This window comes from Olivibacter sp. EAT-5, from assembly GCF_044784325.1.
GTDB classification, from domain to species: domain Bacteria; phylum Bacteroidota; class Bacteroidia; order Sphingobacteriales; family Sphingobacteriaceae; genus Olivibacter; species Olivibacter oleidegradans.
In genome coordinates this window covers 3634324-3656430 of record NZ_CP173028.1, presented here as the reverse complement: position 1 = coordinate 3656430, position 22107 = coordinate 3634324, and the positions used below count along the sequence as shown (strand labels likewise).

At 40.6% G+C, this 22107-nt stretch carries 15 protein-coding genes; 2 read left to right on the top strand and 13 right to left on the bottom strand.

Going from position 1 to position 22107, the window contains the following annotated elements; all coding sequences use genetic code 11:
* Positions 1-33: 33 nt before the first annotated feature.
* From ACH11B_RS15085 to ACH11B_RS15025, 13 genes are all read right to left on the bottom strand, one after another.
* Entirely contained in the window at positions 34-1749 is a 1716-nt protein-coding gene (locus tag ACH11B_RS15085; protein ID WP_377609747.1) for an alkaline phosphatase family protein, read from the bottom strand.
* 36 nt (positions 1750-1785) lie between these two features.
* A complete protein-coding gene (locus tag ACH11B_RS15080; RefSeq protein WP_377609749.1) occupies positions 1786-3411 on the bottom strand; it encodes a DUF5008 domain-containing protein in 1626 nt (541 codons plus the stop codon).
* Between the two features lie 35 nt (positions 3412-3446).
* Positions 3447-4190 (bottom strand): hypothetical protein, encoded by a 744-nt coding sequence (locus ACH11B_RS15075; RefSeq protein ID WP_377609751.1) that lies wholly within the window; start codon positions 4188-4190, stop codon positions 3447-3449.
* A 29-nt stretch (positions 4191-4219) separates the two neighbouring features.
* Positions 4220-5770 (bottom strand): RagB/SusD family nutrient uptake outer membrane protein, encoded by a 1551-nt coding sequence (locus tag ACH11B_RS15070; RefSeq protein WP_013666019.1) that lies wholly within the window; start codon positions 5768-5770, stop codon positions 4220-4222.
* Between the two features lie 10 nt (positions 5771-5780).
* Complete coding sequence (locus tag ACH11B_RS15065) at positions 5781-8981, bottom strand: SusC/RagA family TonB-linked outer membrane protein (RefSeq protein WP_377609754.1); 3201 nt, start codon at positions 8979-8981, stop codon at positions 5781-5783.
* Between the two features lie 17 nt (positions 8982-8998).
* Positions 8999-10114, bottom strand: coding sequence for a DUF5007 domain-containing protein (locus ACH11B_RS15060; protein WP_013666017.1), 1116 nt, complete (start codon positions 10112-10114; stop codon positions 8999-9001).
* A gap of 22 nt (positions 10115-10136) precedes the next feature.
* A complete protein-coding gene (locus ACH11B_RS15055) occupies positions 10137-11249 on the bottom strand; it encodes a fasciclin domain-containing protein (protein ID WP_013666016.1) in 1113 nt (370 codons plus the stop codon).
* Between the two features lie 10 nt (positions 11250-11259).
* Complete coding sequence (locus tag ACH11B_RS15050) at positions 11260-12789, bottom strand: RagB/SusD family nutrient uptake outer membrane protein (protein WP_013666015.1); 1530 nt, start codon at positions 12787-12789, stop codon at positions 11260-11262.
* Positions 12790-12806: 17 nt separating this feature from the next.
* The gene (locus ACH11B_RS15045; protein ID WP_377609757.1) at positions 12807-15770 is read right to left on the bottom strand and encodes a SusC/RagA family TonB-linked outer membrane protein; all 2964 of its coding nucleotides are present in this window, start codon (positions 15768-15770) and stop codon (positions 12807-12809) included.
* 590 nt (positions 15771-16360) lie between these two features.
* The gene (locus tag ACH11B_RS15040; RefSeq protein ID WP_377609759.1) at positions 16361-16861 is read right to left on the bottom strand and encodes a GNAT family N-acetyltransferase; all 501 of its coding nucleotides are present in this window, start codon (positions 16859-16861) and stop codon (positions 16361-16363) included.
* A gap of 11 nt (positions 16862-16872) precedes the next feature.
* Positions 16873-17304: a MarR family winged helix-turn-helix transcriptional regulator gene (locus ACH11B_RS15035; RefSeq protein WP_013666011.1), complete on the bottom strand. Its 432-nt coding sequence runs from the start codon at positions 17302-17304 to the stop codon at positions 16873-16875.
* Between the two features lie 116 nt (positions 17305-17420).
* Complete coding sequence (locus ACH11B_RS15030) at positions 17421-17810, bottom strand: hypothetical protein (RefSeq protein ID WP_377609761.1); 390 nt, start codon at positions 17808-17810, stop codon at positions 17421-17423.
* A gap of 194 nt (positions 17811-18004) precedes the next feature.
* On the bottom strand, positions 18005-18658 hold the full coding sequence (locus tag ACH11B_RS15025) for a FadR/GntR family transcriptional regulator (protein WP_242627358.1): 654 nt from the start codon (positions 18656-18658) through the stop codon (positions 18005-18007).
* A gap of 671 nt (positions 18659-19329) precedes the next feature.
* Here ACH11B_RS15025 and ACH11B_RS15020 point away from each other — a divergent pair.
* Together ACH11B_RS15020 and ACH11B_RS15015 are read left to right on the top strand one after the other, a co-directional pair.
* The gene (locus ACH11B_RS15020; protein ID WP_013666008.1) at positions 19330-20679 is read left to right on the top strand and encodes a Gfo/Idh/MocA family protein; all 1350 of its coding nucleotides are present in this window, start codon (positions 19330-19332) and stop codon (positions 20677-20679) included.
* A 10-nt stretch (positions 20680-20689) separates the two neighbouring features.
* Entirely contained in the window at positions 20690-21733 is a 1044-nt protein-coding gene (locus tag ACH11B_RS15015) for a PmoA family protein (RefSeq protein WP_377609763.1), read from the top strand.
* The last annotated feature ends 374 nt before the right edge of the window (positions 21734-22107 follow it).

Here is a 22107-nt window from a genome sequence, read left to right as displayed (position 1 = left end):
ATCGTTAAAATCGTTCTATTGAAAAGGTTCAGTCTATTGATCTAACCAAGTTCTACCATCTAGCTGCCAATTCTCTTGCCGTGATATTTTAAGCCATGTATAGATTTGTGTCGGTACATCAAAAGTTCTTGGTACCTGAGAACCTAAGTCGGCTGTAGTTGGCGCACACAGATACTCATTTAACCGATCATAACTAAAATCGTCTGATGTCATTGTTAAATGATTGCCAAAAGGCCCTTCATCACGGACGGTACCATCTGTGTCATTGGCTACGGGCCAATAACCGGCCAGGTAATCATAATAAGGATGATTTTCGTCGACGCCTATTTCACAGGCATAGCGTGCAATCACGTCATCCGGCAAAGCCGCTTTCCAAACTCGCACATCGGCTACGTAAACGTCCGGTTCTCCGTGGCCATTACCGTTAATATAACCTATCTTTAGGGGTGCATTCGTATCTAGGTTACCCCAACCCTGTATGCTAGCTTCGGTATTAAAAGCTCCATTAGTGTAAGTACGGACAAAGCGTTCTCCATCGCGCACAACTCCCACTACCGCCACACTGCTCCAACTGGCATCAGCTAGTGTGCCTCCTTTCACTTGGTCACCGCCCCCTGTACCCCGGGCGTTGAACATCCAGTAATCGTTCTCCAAGAAAACGACCCAACCATTGGAGGCCCATCCCGATGACCATTCCGGGCGCTTACCGAGTACACTTGGGTAAATGTTTTTGATCGCTTTGTTCTTTTTAACTTTCAACTCAATAGTAAAAGCGCCAGTATCCAAATTGTACACTGTATTATCACCTGTTTCCAATTCCGCATAACGTTGTCCTTGAAAACGAGCAAAGTCACCCTGAAATCGGTTACCGATAAAAGGTTTGCTAACAAACCGTCGATTATAGCGAGATGCGCTGAATATGGTAAATGTATTCGCTACAGGGTTACTAAATACAGTATTATCATTTTCCGATATTGGATATTCCCCCCCGATACTTGATGTGACAACAATAAGCCAGTTTTCTTCTTGATAGGTTGGCCTTTCTTTTAACGCATTTAACATATCTCCCAATGCAGTGTCAAAAGCTATAAGAGCATCTCTGTAAGCTGGTTTTGATACATCATATCCGACCGCCGAACCAACTTTATCAGGATTGCTGAAGTGCGCAGTAATAAACCCTACATTTTCCGCTTGCAGAGCGGTAACGACCGCAGATTTGACCGCATCGTCGTCGGCAACTAGCTGACTTTCATCCGTATCAGTGGTTAAGTTATCTTTAAACACGCTTGAGGTAGTGAATACGCGAATATTCGTGGTTGAATCGGCTTGTTTTATTCGCTCATAAATTAAGGGATAAGTATCAAAGTTATTGGTACTGAAATCATTATCTATCACCCCATGTTTCTCTTTTGCCACCCCTGTAAACAAACTAGCCCAGTTAGTTCCCGGCTGTGTTGCTTGTTCATCAGCCAAAGAAACCCAAGAGTAGATAGCGTGGTTTAATAACCCATTGATATTAGGGGCCTCGATCGCCTGTATTGATTGTCCTCTTATACCATCTGCTATGATGTATAAAACTTTGGGCTTACCATAAGTTACATCAACGGAGTCATTATGCATCTTGTCTGGAATTGTCTTCTCAAATTCCTGCTGGCAAGAGCTAGTTAACAAAATAGCTAATACGCTCCATACAGATAAGGGCCAGAGCACCTTTTTTATCCCTGAAAGTATCTTTTTTAATTCCATCATAATGTTTTCAAATTTGACTTCGTATGTTGGCACTAATTATTCAATAAGCACCCTAATTATGTTAGCAGCATCTTTACTATCAAACTGCCAAAAACTACCAATTAACAATAAGGCTCGTTTTTTGTCGGCCGACTCCGTTTCAAATACATTGTATAGGTCGCCACTAAAGGTTCCGACGGCATTATAACCAGCAGCCAAACTACCATCGGGATTCAGCACCATGAAACTATTTCTCGTTTTACCATCGTATTTAACAAATGTGCCGCTTACTACGATCAGCCCATCACTAAGCTGTTTAGCAAAGCGAGGTAAACCGTTTTCGAATACCCTCGGAACAAAGGCTTCATCTAATGTACCATCATCGTTTAGCATGGCCATGGCTACCCTCGGCTGCCCGTTATAGGTTCTGAAATTGCCACATACCACATATTTATGGGTTATGTTATTATAGCTGGCATAATAGGTCTGAAAATCAAAACCTGCACCGCCTGCATTGAATGTTCGATCAATGGTACCATCAGCATTTAAGCGAAGGATATAGTTAGCAGGTTCGCCATCAAACTGGTTAAAATTGCCAAAGACTAACATTTTACCTTTCAATAGACCTTCCTGATGATAGTAGGTATCTATAGATCCGTTACCACCTGTTAAACTTTTGTTGGTACCGATATCAAAACGATAGGTTTTGTCCAATGTGCCGTCTAAATTCAATCGGGCAAACTGTCTCACTTCTGTGCTATCAACGATAATGGTATCTCGGGTCTCTAAGAAATTCGGTTTATCATATTGCCGACTGACATAATAACGAAAACTACCGGTCACTAACAACTTGCCATTTTCACTATAGATACGATTAACTCCACCTTCGTCAAAACCTGCATTAAATCGGGGGAAGTATTGTATGGTATCATTTTGATCAGGCCTTCTCCATGTATGCACGCCCATCGTATCAACGCTTCCATTACTATTAAGCATCGTTAAATTGCTAATGTTACTGGTTCGCTGTGCATAACCGGAGAAACTGCCACCAATAAAATATTTATCGTTAACTTGTGTAATGGCACTGATATAGCCGTTGGCACCGGTACCTGATTTTAAGCCTGCATCGTAAGTGCCGTCTAAAAAGGCCTGTGCAATGCGGTTAATGGGACGGATAATCCCTTTATTATTGTAGTTAGTGAAACCGCCTACGATCACCATTTTCTCATTATTTGTAAATAAAATATCACCAACCGCACCATTTGCCCCTTGTGTCGCAACAAAGGTCGGATCAATCTTAATTTTACCTTCCACGGTAAATTCAGGCCCAAAGACAACCACATCGCCCACGGAAATGGTGGTAATGCCCGTACTGGCATAATCAGGCACCACTACTGAAATTCCGGCATCCGTCACTTCTTTAATCTCGGCCTGCTCACCATTAAATCGGAAAACCAGTTGATCCTTATGAGGAAGCAAACCTTTAGCCTCAATATTCACTTCTATGCCCGGTAATCCGGAAGCTGGTGAGGGCGTTTTAGCACGATCGACAGTAATTCCTAAAGCAGCTTTTCCATCGGGATAAGGTTCACTGAACTGTTCTGCCTCCTTTGTGCAAGCGAGAGCGAAAAAGCAGAAAAAGAATGTATACCAAACTTTAAACTTGTAGATAGTTGAACTCATGATCATGTTATTTTTTAATTTAATCTACTCTTCATCTATCGCTTGCTTTCAACGATATCGTTTATTACCTCAAGTGAATTAAAACCGAATAGCGAAGAAGTATAGTCCAGCGCATGTACTACACCATTTGTTGGCTGTATATCAGACGAAGCTACTTTAGCAACTATCCAAACATCCGGATAAGACAAATTCGGAATATAGCAGATATGTAATTGCCGGTAGCCCATATATTTTAACACCGACTTTCCATCGCTGCTCGCAGCGTCGTTAAACACAACTCCTATATTACATACGGAATTATCATAGGCATAATAATTTTGTCCCGGATAAATATTGAGGACATTAAAATCAATTTGCGGATAGTCTGCCAGCAGATTTTTTCCTTTGAACATATAACGGAGCATGTATTTGCGCCAAATCAAAGAATCGACATCGCTTAAGGTTTTTATCGTGTCACGATTTAACGTATAGAGCTCTGTATTCGCTCCGCCGTTGCGGTAATCGCCAATCAGCTCCTTGACATCGCGGTCTCTAGGACAAAAGAATGTGAACTCTTCTGTATTAAAAGTTTCTTCCAATCCCGCTAAACGGACAATCTGCGCGATGGTATCAAATTCCATGGGTTTAGAATCAAGATACTGCATAATCGTGCCATTAAAATGGGGATTAGCCAAGCCTCCATCTGTATAATAATCATCTTTATTACAGGCTGTGACAATTAAGAGTGTCAACAAGAAGTAAGCAATATGCTTGATTGATCTTATGCAAGAATTTTTCATTTTAAAGACAGCTTTATTACAACATATGATTAATTTCCACCACCACCTGGCAGCCAATATTCATTCAAGACCATATAAGGATTGTTTACCAGTGCGTTTGTGCTAACAGGCCAGGTCCAAGCTCTCCGCGTAAATTGATCTTGGTTAAGCGGCCATGCAAGCCATGCAGAGCTCATAATACGTCGTGTACGCACCAAATCAAAGTAGCGGTGCCCTTCGCCAAAGAGCTCCCTATTACGTTCCATAAAAATGGCGTCTTTCAATGCAGTGCCACTCATGCCGGCATAGGAAGAGGCTCCGGCCCGCGTACGGATCATATTCACCGCCTCAATCGCTTGGCCTTCATTACCTAAGTTGGCTAAAGCTTCCGCCCATAACAATATGGCGTCGGCATAGCGGAAAATCAAAAAAGTATTATCCGGGTTTTCATCTTCATTACCGGAAGCATAAACATTCAAACCGAACTTTCTTGCTACAAATTGTCCATTATCCGCCAACATGTCTTCAAACCAAATATCTTTACGTTTATCTGCATCGCTTGTAGGAAACAGCTTTTGCATGTAGGTTGATAGATAGTAACAATGACTTAACTGATTATTAAATCGGGGGAATTTATAAGGCCAGCGCAAAAAATGATCGCCAAAAGGTGCTAAATTAGAGACGTTATCGCCGTAATTTATACTTCGGTAAAATTCAAATAAGCTCTCTTCCGAACGCCCCTTCGTTACAGCGGCCCAACCATCATCATCCATGTCAAGCAAGCGATAAGCACCGCTATTTACCAACTCTTGACCTAAAGCAGTCACTTTTTGATAGTAAGCTGTGGCACGCCCTGGATCAAACCCTGCATTCCACATATTCATATGCATAAGGAGTGCAACGATACTTCCTTTGCTGGCTCGTGCTCCGCGTTGTGCCGCATCAGGAAACACCCAGGGCATATTATCTTTATGCGGCTCTAGATCGGCAATACATTTATTTAGGACAGACACCATATCCTCTCTCGGAAGGGGATCCGCCTGATAAGGAGCGGTATAATAAACAACGTCACCGTATAGCCGTACCATCCAGAAATAAGTAAAACAGCGGATAAAAGTTGCTTCGGCCAAATACCGTTGCGTATCCGAAGTACTTAGCGCGGCGATGCCCTCATTTAATTTGTCTATTAATATATTAGCGCTTTGAATAACACGATAATAACCCGACCAATCCGTAATGCGATAATAGTTATAAAAACCTGCATAGGGAGCATTATTGATTGCCGTAAGCAATTGATTTCTACCCAACACTTCTACTACTCTTCTTTCATTGTAACTGTTGCCTCCCGGACTGGCTACAATTTCGCCTGTTCGCGCCTCACCAATCGCTCCGATAACCCAGCTTTCGTTGATTTTATCAAAAAATGTGCTGTACATATTCGCAATATTTGCCTCAACGTCCTCTTTTGTTTGGTAAAAATTATTACCTGTAAGCCGATCTAAGGGCTGCACATTTAAATAGTCTTTGCATGCTGAAGCCGTTATAATCAGCATTGTCAACAAACCTATTTTACTCATCTTTACTATATTAAGCATTCTCATAACGATCGGTTTAGAATTCTAGATTACATCCAATATTATAGGTACGGGGTACAGGATAACCTTCGGAGATATCGCGCCCCATGGTCGTTACATTTTCGGGGTTCGGACCTGAATAACCACTAAAAGTGTAAACATTATCCATTGATACGTATACTCTTAAATTGTTAATGCCCCAACTCCGAACCAGTTTCTTATCAAACATATAGGACAACACAACATTATTGATCTTTAAATAGGAGCCATCTTCTGCCCAAAGGGTTTGGTCATAGCGATAAGGGTTAACAATTTCAATACGGCTATAGTCATAGGCATAAGGATACTTCGCTATATCACCAGGTTGACGCCACATATCGAATTCATCTAACGGAATAACTGCCTTTAATCCAAATGGATTTTTCATCAAGTTAAAACGATCGGCTAAGGCATTATTTAAAATCGTACGTTTTGCTGTAAAAGAAGCATTGATATTCAAACCAAAACCTTTGTAGGTAATATTGGTTGCCAAACCGCCGGTAAACAAGGGAGAGGCGTTGCCTGTACGTGCATAATCATTTGCATCTAACACATAATCTCCATTCAGATCTTTGATAATGGGATCCCCCGCACGAAAAGGTTGTCCGTTAACGCTATAGCGTAGTCCGGTAGCCGGATTAATAGGCACATCATCATCTGTAGCATATACCCCCTCATTAATCAACAAATAATTGGAAAGGGATGGCGTGCCTACACGAAATACATTGTGTTGTAAATAAGTCTCTCGATTGCCACTATTGGTTTCGAACCGTATAAACTGTCCGCCATAATGTGCAGGCAATTTGAGCAGCACATCCCGATTATAGGCTCCGTTGACCGTAACCATTAAGTTAAAGGGACTACTGGGCGATAAGGGGCGGATAGTAAACGATAGTTCGTGTCCGTAGTTCACAATACCGGCGTCATTACTAATTAATTTACCAAAAGCAACAGTATTCGAAAGATTTTCTTCAAACAATAAGTTATCTACCTTCTTATAATAGGTGTCATAAATTACATCTACTTTATTATTGAATAAAGAAAAATCAAGCCCGGCATTATACTGTGTAGTGGTGGTTGGTTTTAGATTTGGGTTGGGAATCTGATCAAAATTTAACCCAATCCCTTGCTGCCCGTTATAATTACCCGTAATATCATACTTTCCATAAATTCTTTCGAGTGTGCCATTCGGAATCACATTAATACCCCAGCTTAAGCGTAAAGCCCCCATATTTAGCCAATCCCAATTGTCTAAAAATTCCTCCTTATCAAAATTCCACCGTAGACCAATAGCTGGGTTTCTGGAGTATAGGTTGTCAAAACCATTCCCTGACGATCCATCCAATCGGTAAGATAGGTCCACGACATATTTCTTTTGATAATCATAAGAAGTAGCTAAAGCAAAAGACACCGCACGTTCGTCTAAGAAATTAGTCAAAATTCCTCCTCCTCGTGAGTAATAGCCATCAAAACCCAATGGCCCCTGAAATTGATCGTTGGGAGTACGTTCTTGTTGCGTGATGGAGTTTTGACGATCGCCTTTGCGAATCTCATTGAAAGCATTGATGAAAATATTATGGTTATCCCCGAAGGTTTTGGCATAAGTTAAATTGGTACGACTATAAAGGTTTGATTCACGGCCATTAAAAGCATAGACTTTAGCAAACTGATTATTAGCGGCCGCTGGTGTAAAGGTATCTTCATTAGACGACTTAAACTCGTAGCTAAAAAAAGTGGTTGCACGAAAGCCGGGAAAAATGCTATAACTCACTTCGGCGACGGGTCGGATCACACGAACGTCATTATTATTTTTTGTTCGTAAAGACCCAACATAATCGGCGTTTGCTTGATAGAAGGAAGGCCCGGGCATTAAAGTGGACGTTGCTCCCCCATCGGCGACACCTGTTTGTAATAGTCCGGCCCCATCTCCTTTATTTTGCTTACCTATTTGCGCATTGATCTGTCCAGTGAATTTAAATTTCTCATTCGGTGCATACTCCATACGGAGGTTGGCGCTATAGCGATCGAATCCGGTATTTCTGATAACGCCCTTTTCTGTAAAATAACCAAGGTTCGCTTTATAGTTGAAGGTTGGATTTCCACCATCTATCGCTATATTGTGGCTTTGATTATAAGTAGTACGGTAATAAAGCGACTGCCAATCTGTTGAATTATTATAATAAGCATTTAAGCTGTCTGACAAAAACGGCGTTTTTATTAAGTCGTCAAGATTAATTTCGCCTCTTGCATTAGCCAAGATTTGCTGAATCTTCAACTGCCTTTCCAAATTTCCTCCCAATGTAGCTCTTAAGGCAGGTGGCGCTTTCATAAAGGTATTATTCGTATACCGTACTCGAGGGATTTCTGAATTACCACGCTTCGTTGTGATGATAATTACTCCATAAGCGGCCATGGAACCGTAAAGGGAAGTAGCCTGCGCATCTTTCAGGATCTCTATACTGGCAATATCTTCTTGTGGAATCATGGATAAAGGACTTACCCCAGGCCCTTGTTGTTGAAAACCAAATTCAGAAGCACCATCTGCATCTAAGGGTACACCATCAATTACATATAAGGGTGAGGTAGGCTGAAGGAAAGATTCATTGCCACTCCCCGATACCGTTAACGTAGAAAGACCCCGAATTTGCGTCGATCCGCGAAAACCAGGGGCTCCCGTGTTTACCTGAATATTAAGTCCCGGCACCTTTCCTTGTAGTAGTTGCTCCACATTGGCTACAGGAACATCTTTTACTTCGTCTCCGCTAATGGTGACAGATGACCCTGTACTTAGCTGCTTCGAACGGGAGACAAATCCCCTGACCACTACTTCCTCAAGAGCACTTTGATCTTCTTCCATCACCACACTTACCGTTGTTTGTCCCGGTTTAAGCGTTACCCTCTTTTCTATGTATCCCATGAATTTGAATACCAGGGTTGAACCATTCGGAACACTTATTCTAAATTCTCCTCTTCCATTTGTGGACGCCAAGGGCTTAGGTGGATTTCCAGCTATAACAGTTACTCCCGGAATGGTAATTTTTTTCTGGTCGTAAACTACTCCGGACACGACTGTTTGGGCATAGAGTTGATAAAATAACCCGCTTACCAAGAATAGGGTTACCGTCAAAAAAGTTTGCTTAGCTACCGATAACATTTTACCGGTAATATAGCGTATAAGATAATGCGTAAAACTTTTCATATGATTCCTATTCTGATTTATTCGTCTTCGAATTTTGGAAGCTCGCGTCTGAAGTGGAAGATGATCTCCCAGTCACCTTCTCTAAAAATTTTAAAATTAAGTCCGATGTAAGCAGTTGTACGGACGTTATTAAAACCTAATCTTGAATAAGCAAATTCCAATTTTGCACTACCACCTGTAGTGTATTTTGTAGCCACTGTTGTCAAGGGAATAGGGTATGCCACGTCGTACTGCACATATTCAGTTGTGTTAACCCGATTAAAGCCATGTACCAAATCGTTCCAACGCGTTTCATTAAACTTAGCAGGATTGATTGCCGTAGAGTCGGGGCCCCAAAATGAGAAACGCAGGTTATGCCCATTGCCACCTTCAAAAGGACGGATATAAACAACCACATCTTTTTGATCATCATTAGTTACCAGATTACGGTTGCTCTCTGCGCCGATGACATTTGTAAGTGAAGGACGGATGTAGTCCCTTTTATTAGGGTTCCTGGGATCTTTTGGATCAGGTGCTACACCTCCGGTATACCGATTGATGTCATTATTTGGTTCATATGGTAGCTCCCGCCAAGGAATCAATTGAAAATCGCGGATAATTCGCTCTCCACCTACATTCGTTATTTTTAAATCAAAGTAACGTCTGTCTTGCACGAGATTACTGCTATCTGCTGGCCTAGGAGTGATCAACTCGTTAGTCGATGCCCCCCAAAGCACGAATTTCCCGGATTCCTGAACCTCAAATAAGGGTCTTTCTTCTATTTTTCGCTTTGCTTCAATTTCTTCCAGAGAAGTTTCAATACCTGTGTACTCCCCCGTCCACACATAGGTAGGCCGTAGTTGAAAAATATCCGTTACCGGACGCCCATCACCATATCGGGCGTTAACGATTTCAAACTTTAATGGTTTGGTAGAGTTATCTGTATTTGGAGCTCCCAGTTCGCTGGTACGTCCAATTATCGGCTCAAAAATCTGACTGGGATAGTTGATGTTCGGACTCAGAAACTCTTGCTCTTCCGGTAAATCATATAACTTTTCGCAACCCTGCAAACCAAAGGCTACTATCATGATTCCCAACACAGAATACAGGGGATTGCCCCATTGTAATTTTACTTTTTTAACCAAATTATCCATGTATGGTATCTTTATTTGTTGATTACTTGACTTCTTCTCTATTGACACTCCAATCTGCCATCTGCATCGTACCGCCACTTCTAACACGGGTAATATCCAATTGATAGAACTTATAAGCCACTTTATTGGAAATCCTAAATACACGTAGTTGGAATCGCTGATCAAATAATTCGCCCGCTCGTGAATCTAAGATGGTCCAATTTGTACCATCGTTTGAACCTTTCAAGCTCCAGTCGATTGGATCTCGTTCCGAGAAGTCGTTTGCCGATGTAATGGTGTAGGCATTTGCTGCAGCAGCTTCGTTTAATTCAAAACGCAACCATACGCTTCCCATATCACCAATTAGGTATTTAGTCTCGGGATTGCCATCAAACGCATATTTCGATGCTTCCACAGCATTGGGTCCTCCACTATTTTCCCTTGAAACAGTGTCTTTACCTCCAATGGTTTTAAATAAGTTTGGAGGTGGGGGGACGTAGGTTAAACGGCTAACGAAATCGTCAAACCCAAAAACATGATCGGCACTCACTACATGCACAATACCGTTTTTGGTCTTTAAATTAATTGAACCTGTTGTGGTGGATACCCAGTTACGCTCAAATTGGCTTCTTTTTGTGTCACTTATTTGAATGACAGTAGGGCCACCATTTACATAACCGGACGATGTGGTCTTAATTAATCGCCCATGCATAGGGTAACCGTATTTTACGCCATATAGTCGTAATCCATCCTGCGTAGCGAGTGAATCAGAAATATATTTACCTCGAATGATATATTGGCTAAGCATTGTATCCAACTGATTGCCATCGACGCTTGATAAATATTCACTCGGGCGGTCATTTAGTTTACGGAGGTTATTCAAATTGGTTAGGGCCAATTGAAAGCTTGCGTTGGATAAAGCGAAAAGTGTAATATCGCTATCGCGCAACGTACGCTCCAATTGTAAACGATCTACCGCTTTTAACAGCGAATCATAAACACCTGGTTTACTTTTTAAATAATCGTAAACATCCCCATCGTACCCTTTATCGGCAATAATCGGATCGTAATAGCCGTCTTCTTGCTTACAAGCCCACATAAGGCTCATAATACCTAATGCCAATATGAAAAAATAAGCTTTCTTAACGTTATTCATATGATTATACTTATTTCCAGTAAGCGTTCTGTTCCAGTTGATCGTTCTGTGATAGTAGCGACCTGTTAATAGGCCAATAAATCCCCCCTTCATTAATAAGCTTCGCGAATGCAGGATCGTTATTGCGAATGCGGTTATAGCGAATTAAATCGTACCATCGATGCCCCTCGCCTATCAACTCCCGCTTTCGCTCCTTAAAAATGGCGTCGATCAGACTGCCATTGGCTGTTTCATTATACAGATCAAGTCCACGTAATTCACGGATTACATTTAACTGTTCAACGGCTTCATTTCTTTCGCCTAACACCGCCAGTGCTTCAGCTCTTAACAGCGTAATATCTTCCAATCGAGTTAAAACAATGGCACTTGAAAAGATTCGGAAACTAGGATCAGCCGTTGAACCGCCCATGATGCATTTTACTTTACTGAAAATGGGGTATTTACCATTGAAGTTGGTAAAATAGTTTTCAGTAAGGGGATTGCCTAAGGTATCTAAACTAAATCGTTCGTCTCCAATTTCGTTAAAAACAGATAAGATGGAATCTTTTGTTAAGTAGATATCCGGTACACTTTTGTTTACAACCGGGGCAGCAAGCGTAAGTTCTTCTAAATGCCCGGTAAACGAGGCGTCTACATGCCCCCAGTCAAAATTAAAACCGAAAAGATGATTATCTCTTTTTCCGAAGAAAAAACCGTTTGCATTGGTCAAATCGCCTGTGCTTGTATATCCCATACGCCCTTTGGAATAATTATCCATAATAAACTTGGTATAGGTGGCCACATCGGGATAATTTCCCTGCCAAGCCGCTAAATGCGCAAGCAAAGCATAAGCTGTAAGTTTACGCGCGAGTGCGCCGGACCAGCGACCAGCACTTTCATTGTAATAGTCGCCTAATTGTTGTTCATCGCTTAAGCTATAGAGATAGGGTAGGTCTGCAGCTGCAGCTAACATTTCCTGTTCTGCCCAAGTGAGTACTTTGTCCTGATTATCACGGGCTTTGTTTTGGAAGTCACCGTCATGAGATGAAATAATTAAGGGCACATCCCCCCAAATACGAACCATATAGAAATACGCGAAGGCCCTTAGAAATCTAATTTGCGCAATATCGACAGTCATATTATTATCGGAATAACGCTCGTCATTCTCTTTGACCTCATGAATACGTTCCAAAAAAACATTGGCAGCATTAACAACAGCATACCATCTTCTCCAATTTGACATGGCTTCAATTGCAGGATATGAAGCCGTCAGTTGGTTCGCGATAATTGCTTTTAGATCCTGCCGCGTTGGTGCAACAAAATCACCGGCACGAACGTCACCGTAAATCCAATAAGCGTTATAATCAGCCAAGGCAGCCCGAACCAAACCGTAAACACCAATCAGAGCTGCTCTGGAATCTTCCATATTCCTCCACATATTCTCTTCATTTACCACACGCGTCGAATCCACATCTAACATCTTTTTGCAGCCAGATGCCAGTAAAATCGTTAGGAAGAGCGGCGTTAGCACGTTTCTATATATTCTATTTCTCCAAATCATATCACTATTTAGCTAGGTTATAAATCTACTTTGAGTCCAATGGTGTAAGTTAAGGGGATAGCCATACCATACCCTGAGTCGTATCCTGTGTAATTGATCAGTTCCGGATCGCGCCCACTGTATGGGGTGATGGTGAAGATATTATTCACAGTCCCATAGATATATAAATGATCAATCTTTGAAGATCTCCGCTTTAACCAATCACTCAGGTCATATCCTATCGACACCGTTCTCAATTTTAAGAATGAAGCGTTTTCGAGGAAAAGATCTTGATTACTGTGGTATGGAATGACCGTACTCCAGGGATTATAAAGCGGATATTTACTATAATCACCTCGCTTTTCCCAAAAGGTAATCTCCTTTATAGAAGTGACACCAACAACGCCTTCTCTATTAATAAAGTTAAAACGGTTAGCCATTTCTTCGTTAACTACCTTTCTTCCTAAATTGAAATAGAAATTAACACCGAGCGACCAGTTTCCATAGCTGAATTGGTTATTAAATCCACCAACTACTTTCGGAAAGATATTCCCCATCAGTGATTTATCTTCGTCATTTATTCGGTTATCGCCATTTAAATCCCGCCAGTTCGGATCGCCTCCCTGAAGGGTAATCCCGTTGTACGTGCGCGTAATACCGTCTACTTGTGGTACGTCTTGATTGGCAGCATATATACCATCATTGATGAACAACCAATATTGATCTACAGGAGCCCCAACTTGAAGTAATCGATTACCGATAATCAGCTTGTCCAAACCTCTCGGCAGAGCCTTCAGCTTATTTTGGTTGAAATTAAAGTTGAGGGAAGATGACCAACCTAATTTCTGTTTCGCCTTCGTTAGAATTTCACCACTCAAAAGAACATCGACTCCTGTATTTCGTACGGTCATTCCCGGTTCGTACGACAGATTATAACCGTATTCTGCATAGGCGGGAATACCTAAAAGTTGATTCTTATCTTCCTTAATATAACCATCGATTGACGCGGTAATCCGATCCTTAAACAAACCGATATCAAGCCCTAGGTTCAACTGATCTGTATAGGCCCAGGGTATGCCATAGCCTACCCAGCCAAAATTATACGGTCTCGTTAAAACCGCAAAAGCATTATATCCAGGTGTAGTTACATTGCCGGTAAAAGTCACGTCAGCCGTATACGATGGCCCTTGTGAAAAATTGTCAAAGGCATTCAGTCGCCCTAAACGGCCTGCATTTAGACGCATGTTGAAAGTTGACCACCGTAGATCGTTCTCCAGCAAAGCTTCTTTGATATTCCATCCCAATGAAAGTGCGGGTGTAAACAACCAGCGATTAGTAGGTTGTGCATTCGATGAGCCATCGGTTCGTAGTAATAAAGACAGGGTATAAGCATCGTATTTGTAGGAAGCTTTTCCATAAAAAGAAACCAGATTCTGCTTGGTACGATCTAGAAATTTATAAACTAATTGTCGCGGAAAGGCTGTTGGCAACAAATAGTCGTCGCTATTAGGATCGGAATTGAGTAAATTTAGCTTGATAAAATCATTTACCCCTTTATAGGCATAGGCGTAATTATACTTATAGGTATCCCATTGCAAGACGTTTCCTGCCTGCAGAAAAAGTTGCTGATGATCATCTATTTGCCAGTCAAAACTCGCGAAATTGTCATAAATCAACCGCTGGTTGAAACCATAGTAATTAGAGGCATAACTGTTTCCCTCTAACAAAGGTCGTGGATAAAATATATCACGATAACCTTCGTTGTAATCCACTACTAAGCGGGTGGTGTACTTGAATTTATTAAAGTCGAATACCAATTTGGCGTTACCCTGAATGATATTAGTATAATTATTATCAAAACCTTTATCATACTGACTTGTATACTGACTATAGACGTCATTATTGGGTGCCAAAGGTGCCTGCAAATCGGGCATGTACCCGATTTCAGCAAAACGATCCCGCATGTTGTGATTACGCTGTCTATCCAAACGATTCCCATTAATCATGGCAGAAAACAATAACCATTTCAACGGCTTCATATTCAGATGAAACATAGCGCTATAGCGGTCCAAGCCAGTTCCATCTGCAATTCCCTCATTCCGCAAATTGCCTAGCGAAAATCTAAAATTTGCGCGATCCGATCCTCCTGAGATATCGGCTGTAATCGCATGTTGCAAGCCATTTTGATAGTAGGTGTCTGTCCAATTGGAAGGACCATAGTAATCCATATTCAATGAATCGCTGAGATATAGCGGATAGACGTCATCGGCGGAATATTTACCTGTTGTCGTATATAGATCGTAAAATTGCTGCCGAAACGCATTCTCATACTCTCCATTGATCGTCGTCACATTCGGCCTTTGTGCAAATCCGAAGTAAGCATTGGCGCTTATCTTACGTTTACTCCCTACTTGTTTAGTAGTCAGCAAAATTACTCCGTTTGCAGCCATTGGACCATATAAGGCCATGCCGGCCATATCTTTTAATACCTGTACAGAAGCAATATTATTCATATCAATATTGGTGAGCAGGTTAGTTGCCGGACCAATTCGATTGAAATCATATTGTTTGATATCATAAGCGAAAGGATGCTCTCCAATTAGTGGAATACCGTCCAATACAATCAAAGGTTGTGATTGATAAATTTCCTTTGCCGACAGTATGGGCATAGGAACACCTCGTACATACATTTGCTGAAGACTTCCAGGCTCTCCGCTCGTCTCTTGAATGTATAGTCCCGGTGCCTGTCCCTTCAAAGATTGCTGAAGCGACACAGCAGGATATACGGTAAGTTCTTTCATAGTAGATCCAACGGTTTTCACTGCACGATCGGTAAATTCGACAGATGTTTCTCGATGCACCGTGTCAATAGAGGCCTTAACGCTATCCACGGCTAGACTATCCTGAATAGTCATTGCAGATCCCTCGCTTAGGGTGAAAAGAATGCTATAACAGAAAATGGCTACTTTATAATACCATCTCACATGCATTGTTTTTGGCATAATGTATTATTTAGGTTATATCACTTAAATATTGGCCATATGGTTCCTTTTCTGCTTTGGAAAAACCATAGCAGACCCAGTGAACTGAATTTTCAATTTTAATTTTCGGTGGTGAATTAATAATCAGTCAGTATGATGACAACATCCATACGATTCCAGCAAGGTTGATAAGCTTCACAAATTAGGTCAATACAATAACTGATAATTAAAACGATTTAGCTTTAGTATAAAATGTATGTTTTTTTCATAATATAATTTTTAGGTTACATGTTATTTATTTTAGGTTCTTTACAAATCTCAAAACTATTGCGCCTTGACATTCACACCACAAACAACTGTAATAATTTTGTGATTTACAAGGCTTGCAAGTGGCTCCCACGAAAAAATAAAAGTAATCATTTGATAAACAACACTTTAAACATTGTTAACGGATTGTTAACAAGCCGAAAGAACGACAAAAGCAACGAAAAATTTCTCACATTCGGGAAAAAGGAACACAGGTCGATAAAAAATGGAGGCGCTTGTCCGTTTGTATTATTCAATAGGAACAAGAATAATCACAGCTATTCATTTAATGTAAACAACTATGATTATTCTTTAACTACCATCAAATTTAAATCGTAGCGGCGCTCTATCAGTTTTTTACCAAAGGTCTCTGAAGAAAATTCTTCAGTTAATACAAAGCCATAACGCATATAGAGTGAGATCGCAGATAATTGTTCATCGGTTGTCCATAGATAGGCCTTTTTATAATTGTTATTCATCATAAATTCTATAAACAAATCCATCAATTTTTGACCTAATCCCAAACCCCGATAGGCGGGCGCTAAGATAAAATAGCGCAATTGCACCTTATCTTGTCGGACGAAGGCCATCAGAAATCCTACTATTTTACCGGCATCTTCACAAATCCAAATACCATCTTTTTCAGGATTATATTGTTTAGCAAATTCGCTCAGGCCCTCCAAAACATATGCTTCAAAATTTAATCCGTAGCCCATTTCATGAGCATATAGCTGTCCATGCATATAAGCTATATATCCTAAATCACCTGGCAATAAGTTGGTTCTGATCGTTATGTTTCTATTCATTTATACGATTACTATGAATGTACTTTCAGGATTTTCACAATCGCTTTCATATGAAAAGCTAAGGCCTCAGCCTCTGTACTTTTAAGTGGAGTTAGCAGCTTTTCTACCTGCTCGTTCGAAGCCCGGTTTAAGTGCTCAAAAACTTGTCTTCCTTTTTTCGAAAGTGTGATCGTTATCCCTCGAGCATCCTGTATTGATTTCCTCTTTTCAATAATCCCCTCCTTTTCCAATCGTTTCAAGATCCGACTTAAATAGCTTTTATCAATATGCATGATCTCCATAATCTGCGATGCCTGTATATTTCCTGCTGTAAATATTTCGTATATTATCCTTGCTTCTGTCAAAGAATAAGCACTGTCAAGTAAGTACTGATTCAATAAGCCTATAAAATCTGTATAGAAACGATTAAATACACGAACTTCTTCTATAATGCTTGTTTGCATGAGCTTTTTTTACAAATATAGCCAAATATAGTTGACTTTGTCAACTATACAGATAACATAAATCAATGGCTTTCGATTTTCTGATCGAAAGCCATTGATTTATGTTATGACTTCAACTATGATTGCGGGATTTCTTCTGCAGACTTCCCCATGCCCCTATGTGATTCACGATGTTTCCTTTTCTGAAATCTTTCCTTTTTAAGCTTCTGATAGGTTGATCTTTGTGCCTCCGTTAAGAGCTCACTTATTTTTTCATCTCGCTCTTTCATACTTTTTTGCATAAGTTCTTTATGCTCGGCATCAACCTTCTTCATATTATCCAAATTGATGGCATAGATCTCTTTTTTCTGTTCCTCTGATAGAGAAAGTTCTTGAGCAAGTCGCTCGGTTTGCCTTTTTGCTCTCTCTTCTGCCGTTTTAAATTCCCTCTTACGATGATTTTGCTGGGCAAATGCGATGGTTCCCATACTGAGGAATAGTAGGGAAGCTAGAATCATTCTTTTCATACTCAATAAATTTTAATAATCACTTTATTTATACGTATAGAGTCAAACGGAAAAGAATGGTTTAGCATGGTACTTGTTAAAAATTGTTAATAGGAGTCGGATCTACTGTTGGAAGAAACGCTACACTTATATCCATAAGAGCCAAGCTGTAAATCCGATCTAAGTATTTCGTTTTATGCCGGTCGTTCGCCTACTTACTTATTTTTGAGATGCTCTAACCAAGCAAAATGCGGCTCAAGATGGAGACGCATTCCCTTTCTAAAATCTTCCACAGTGCCCTCCCGTAGAATTTGTAACAGATCGGCATGAGACACTCCTCCAGGTTTATAGTGATCTTTCTCAAAGGCAACCACATAGTCAAATAACGGCAAAAGCAGGCTCTGAAAACGCATAAGCGTATGATTGTTCGTCATGGCATAAAGCTTACCATGAAAAGCTATCTCATTTTTTATTCTGAATTTTTCACTGTCAGGCTTTTCCTTTGTTACAATTTTCTCAAGCTCTTGTATATCCTGATCTGTTTTATACATGTATAGAACATCAGCTAATCCCATTTCTAAAACCAGCCGTAGTCCAAAAATGTCGTAAAGGGTGCTATCGGGCATAATCAATGGATCAAGCACTTTTTCAAAAGACCCCAAAATATCGGGTTCAGCCAGTACCATCCCGCGCTTCTTTTTTGTTTCAATTAGGCCAAGCGCCTTCAATCTGCTGAGTGCTTCTCTAACAATGTTTCTGCTAACACCTAATGAAGCAGCGATTTCCAACTCCTTAGGCAATAAGTCGCCTGGTTTAAAGGCCTTTTTCTTAAAATATTCTCTCAGCTTAAGTTCTACTTGATCTGCCATGGTTAAGTTATGGAGTTTTGGCAAATCAAATGCAAGGTGCTTAGTATTTGGTTTCGACTTTTCCATTATGCAAGATGCAAAATTTAATCAAAATATGTAGTACAAAAAAGAACAGTGTATGGCTATTCGCTCCCTTTCAGCATTATTTCGCGCCGTTTGCGTATCAAATCGAGGCAAGTCTTCGCTGAACAAGACAAGTGTAGAGATCTGAATATCCAATTTTCTTAATGACTACAGATAGACAAAAAGAAAACCTTCAGCCGGGGAGACTGAAGGTTTCATTAACCAATTATAAACCTAAATTATGATTCAACAAAAATAGTGTTTAAACACCTTAATCCCAAATTGTCATACTTTTTTTACACACAAGCTGACTTAGAGACTTAGAAGAATTCGGTGCCAAACAAAGTCGTGATCTTTGCTTAATCCCCCGGTAATATGAACGATATCGTTTGCGTAGATTTTTCACACGGAATATTCTTTTTAAAGAGAACAGGTTATTATACTTGTATTGAAGACTACTGAATCGCTATACTTAGGCGGCTTTCGTTAGGTATACCAAAAATTATGAACCATTACAGCGCATTTATTAGTCTACGAAAGGAAAATAAAAGAGCGAATGCTCTTGTCTGAGAATTGATCAATATTAATTATTACTAACCAATAAACTTATGGTACAAAAAAATGAAAATTCCCGGCGTGAATTTATTAAGAAGGCCTCAATCGGTGCGGGGATAATAGGCCTTTCATCAATGGGACTCAGCACAAAAAGCTATGGGCGGATCTTGGGAGCAAACGACCGCGTTCGCGTTGCCATTGTAGGGTTTTCAAATCGTTTTAAAAGCTCCTTATTTCCGAGTTTTATGAATCATTCTAAAAAACTAAATTTCGAATTTGTAGGGGTATCCGATATTTGGAATAGAAGGAGAGATGAGGCCGTTGCTTTTATAAAGGAAAAAGCGGGCACGTCGATCGCAACTTATCGAAACAATGACGAAATGTACGCACAAAAAGATATCGATGCCGTCATTATTAGTACCGCGGATTTTCAGCATGCGCTGATGGCAGCCGAGGCTGTACGTAATGGAAAAGACGTATATGTAGAGAAACCGATGGCTGAAACTTTGGAAGATGCAAAAGTTGTGCTACAGGCCGTCAATGAAACCGGAAAAATCTTACAAGTGGGTTCGCAAAGAAGAAGCGCTCCTAACTATATTTCAGCCAATGAATACATCCGATCAGGTAAATTTGGCGATATAAAAATGGTAGAAATGACCTGGAATGTAAATCAACCGGGACGGTGGAGGTTGCCACAGCTAATTAAAGAAATTCGCGAACAGGATACGGACTGGAACCGATTCTTAATGAACAGACCCAAGGTTGCTTGGGATCCCCGAAAATATTTAGAGTATCGGTTGTTTTGGCCATATTCATCGGGTATCTTTGGCCAGTGGATGTCTCACCAAATTGACACGGTCCATTGGTTTACCGGGCTCGAACATCCGCGTAGCGTATCAGCCAACGGGGGGATCTACATGTGGAACGATGGCAGGACAAATCCGGATACGGTTACAGCTGTCATGGATTACGGCCCGGCGAACGATCCAACGAAAGGTTTCCAGGTGCTCTATTCCTCGCGTTTTACAAATTCGGCGGGCGGCATTAAAGAGCTTTATTACTCTAATGCAGGCATGTTAAATCTTGACACCAATCAAGTGACTGATGAGGGAGGATTAACGGCTAAAATGGCTGCAGAAATGGGCATGCAAGCGAATTTGCTTCAACCATTTACCTTGTCCAACGCAACCAAGATAGAAACAGCTGCCAATACCGGAAGCGACCCAATGACTTCGCTTCATATGCTCAACTGGATGGAGTGTGTACGTAGCAGAAAAACACCAAATGCATCTGTTAAAGCCGGTTACAATCACAGTGTGGCCAATATTATGGCGCGAATAGCATTGGAGACAGGCAAAAGAGTTTCCTTTGATGACGCTAAACAAGAAGTCGTGGTCGGTTAAATTCTTAATCATGAATAAACAAATCAGCATTTTAGCGTTTATTGGCATTGCCTTAGTTAGCAGCTTCAAAGTTGAAAAAAAAGGCTTTTCTATTGTTGAGAACAAAAAGGAAAAAAGAATAGATATTAGCATTGATGGTCGGATTTTCACCTCGTATATTTATCCGGATGAATTGATGAAGCCGGTACTCTATCCTATAAGATCGTCAGAAGGTACTTTTATCACAAGAGGATGGCCATTCGATCCTAGACCCGGGGAGCGGGTGGATCATCCGCACCATGTCGGTTTATGGTTTAATTACGGCGACGTAAATGGTCTCGATTTCTGGAACAATTCGACCGCTATACCTTCGGATAAAAAGAATCAATACGGGACCATTAAGCATGCCAAAGTTAATAAGATTCAGACTGCGAACGACCATGCTTTAATGGAAGTAACGAAATATTGGCAAGAACCTACCGGCAGCCCCATCTTACAAGAGAACACACAGTATTTATTTTCTACTGACAGTGGTAGACGTACGATCGAGCTCACTACAACATTAACAGCACTGAAAAAAAATGTTTTATTTACAGACAACAAAGAAGGGTTATTAGGAATTCGCTTGGCACGGGAGTTGGAACATCCTTCAGATGAGTCAGCCAAATTCACAGATGCTAACGGCAACATCACAGAAGTTGCGCAGCTAGATAATAACCAAGTCACCGGAAAGTACCGTAGTAGTGAGGGAAAAGAGGGTGATCAGGTATGGGGTACACGTGGTAGGTGGGTCAATTTGGATGGAAAAATAGGACGTGAAGCGATATCAATAGTGATCATTGACCATCCGAAAAACGTAGGCTATCCCACCTATTGGCACGCTAGGGGTTATGGTTTATTTGCAGCTAATCCATTGGGGCAGAAAGCCATGAGTAACGGAAAAGAAGAATTGAACTTTTCTTTGGATGCAGGAAAATCCGTCACTTTCAAATACCAAATCATTATACAATCCGGAAAACACTTAAGTGACAAGGAAATCAACAATATAGCACAAATCTTCGCGTCCTCACTATAGCTTTTAATATAAAAAAGTCTTCAACCGGGGAGATTGAAGACTTTTAACTAACCAATTATAAACCTAAATTATGATAGCGCAAAGATAGTGTATAAAATACACATAAGCAATTTTTTCTCAGATTTAGAAAAAGTGATAAAAGTCCGAAATCGGACACAAAGTGTCCGATTTCGAACACTCATTCAATAAATAAAAAATCATAAATTGCTGAAAATTAGAAAGATAATAAAAAGGCATTATATTTATGATTACTACTGGAAATATTGTATATTATGCTTCGCAACAACGCTCGCATCAAAATTGTAACCAGTACAAGGAATTATAACACTCTTTCACTCCGCACAACGCCTATAATGATTGCGCTCGGGCTATTA

What these genes read in the sequence shown, in the direction of transcription:
- ACH11B_RS15085 (WP_377609747.1), bottom strand. Translation starts at nt 1,749, where the DNA reads ATGATGGAATTAAAAAAGATACTTTCAGGGATAAAAAAGGTGCTCTGG.
- ACH11B_RS15080 (WP_377609749.1), bottom strand. Translation starts at nt 3,411, where the DNA reads ATGAGTTCAACTATCTACAAGTTTAAAGTTTGGTATACATTCTTTTTC.
- ACH11B_RS15075 (WP_377609751.1), bottom strand. Translation starts at nt 4,190, where the DNA reads ATGAAAAATTCTTGCATAAGATCAATCAAGCATATTGCTTACTTCTTG.
- ACH11B_RS15070 (WP_013666019.1), bottom strand. Translation starts at nt 5,770, where the DNA reads ATGAGAATGCTTAATATAGTAAAGATGAGTAAAATAGGTTTGTTGACA.
- ACH11B_RS15065 (WP_377609754.1), bottom strand. Translation starts at nt 8,981, where the DNA reads ATGAAAAGTTTTACGCATTATCTTATACGCTATATTACCGGTAAAATG.
- ACH11B_RS15060 (WP_013666017.1), bottom strand. Translation starts at nt 10,114, where the DNA reads ATGGATAATTTGGTTAAAAAAGTAAAATTACAATGGGGCAATCCCCTG.
- ACH11B_RS15055 (WP_013666016.1), bottom strand. Translation starts at nt 11,249, where the DNA reads ATGAATAACGTTAAGAAAGCTTATTTTTTCATATTGGCATTAGGTATT.
- ACH11B_RS15050 (WP_013666015.1), bottom strand. Translation starts at nt 12,789, where the DNA reads ATGATTTGGAGAAATAGAATATATAGAAACGTGCTAACGCCGCTCTTC.
- ACH11B_RS15045 (WP_377609757.1), bottom strand. Translation starts at nt 15,770, where the DNA reads ATGCCAAAAACAATGCATGTGAGATGGTATTATAAAGTAGCCATTTTC.
- ACH11B_RS15040 (WP_377609759.1), bottom strand. Translation starts at nt 16,861, where the DNA reads ATGAATAGAAACATAACGATCAGAACCAACTTATTGCCAGGTGATTTA.
- ACH11B_RS15035 (WP_013666011.1), bottom strand. Translation starts at nt 17,304, where the DNA reads ATGCAAACAAGCATTATAGAAGAAGTTCGTGTATTTAATCGTTTCTAT.
- ACH11B_RS15030 (WP_377609761.1), bottom strand. Translation starts at nt 17,810, where the DNA reads ATGAAAAGAATGATTCTAGCTTCCCTACTATTCCTCAGTATGGGAACC.
- ACH11B_RS15025 (WP_242627358.1), bottom strand. Translation starts at nt 18,658, where the DNA reads ATGGCAGATCAAGTAGAACTTAAGCTGAGAGAATATTTTAAGAAAAAG.
- ACH11B_RS15020 (WP_013666008.1), top strand. Translation starts at nt 19,330, where the DNA reads ATGGTACAAAAAAATGAAAATTCCCGGCGTGAATTTATTAAGAAGGCC.
- ACH11B_RS15015 (WP_377609763.1), top strand. Translation starts at nt 20,690, where the DNA reads ATGAATAAACAAATCAGCATTTTAGCGTTTATTGGCATTGCCTTAGTT.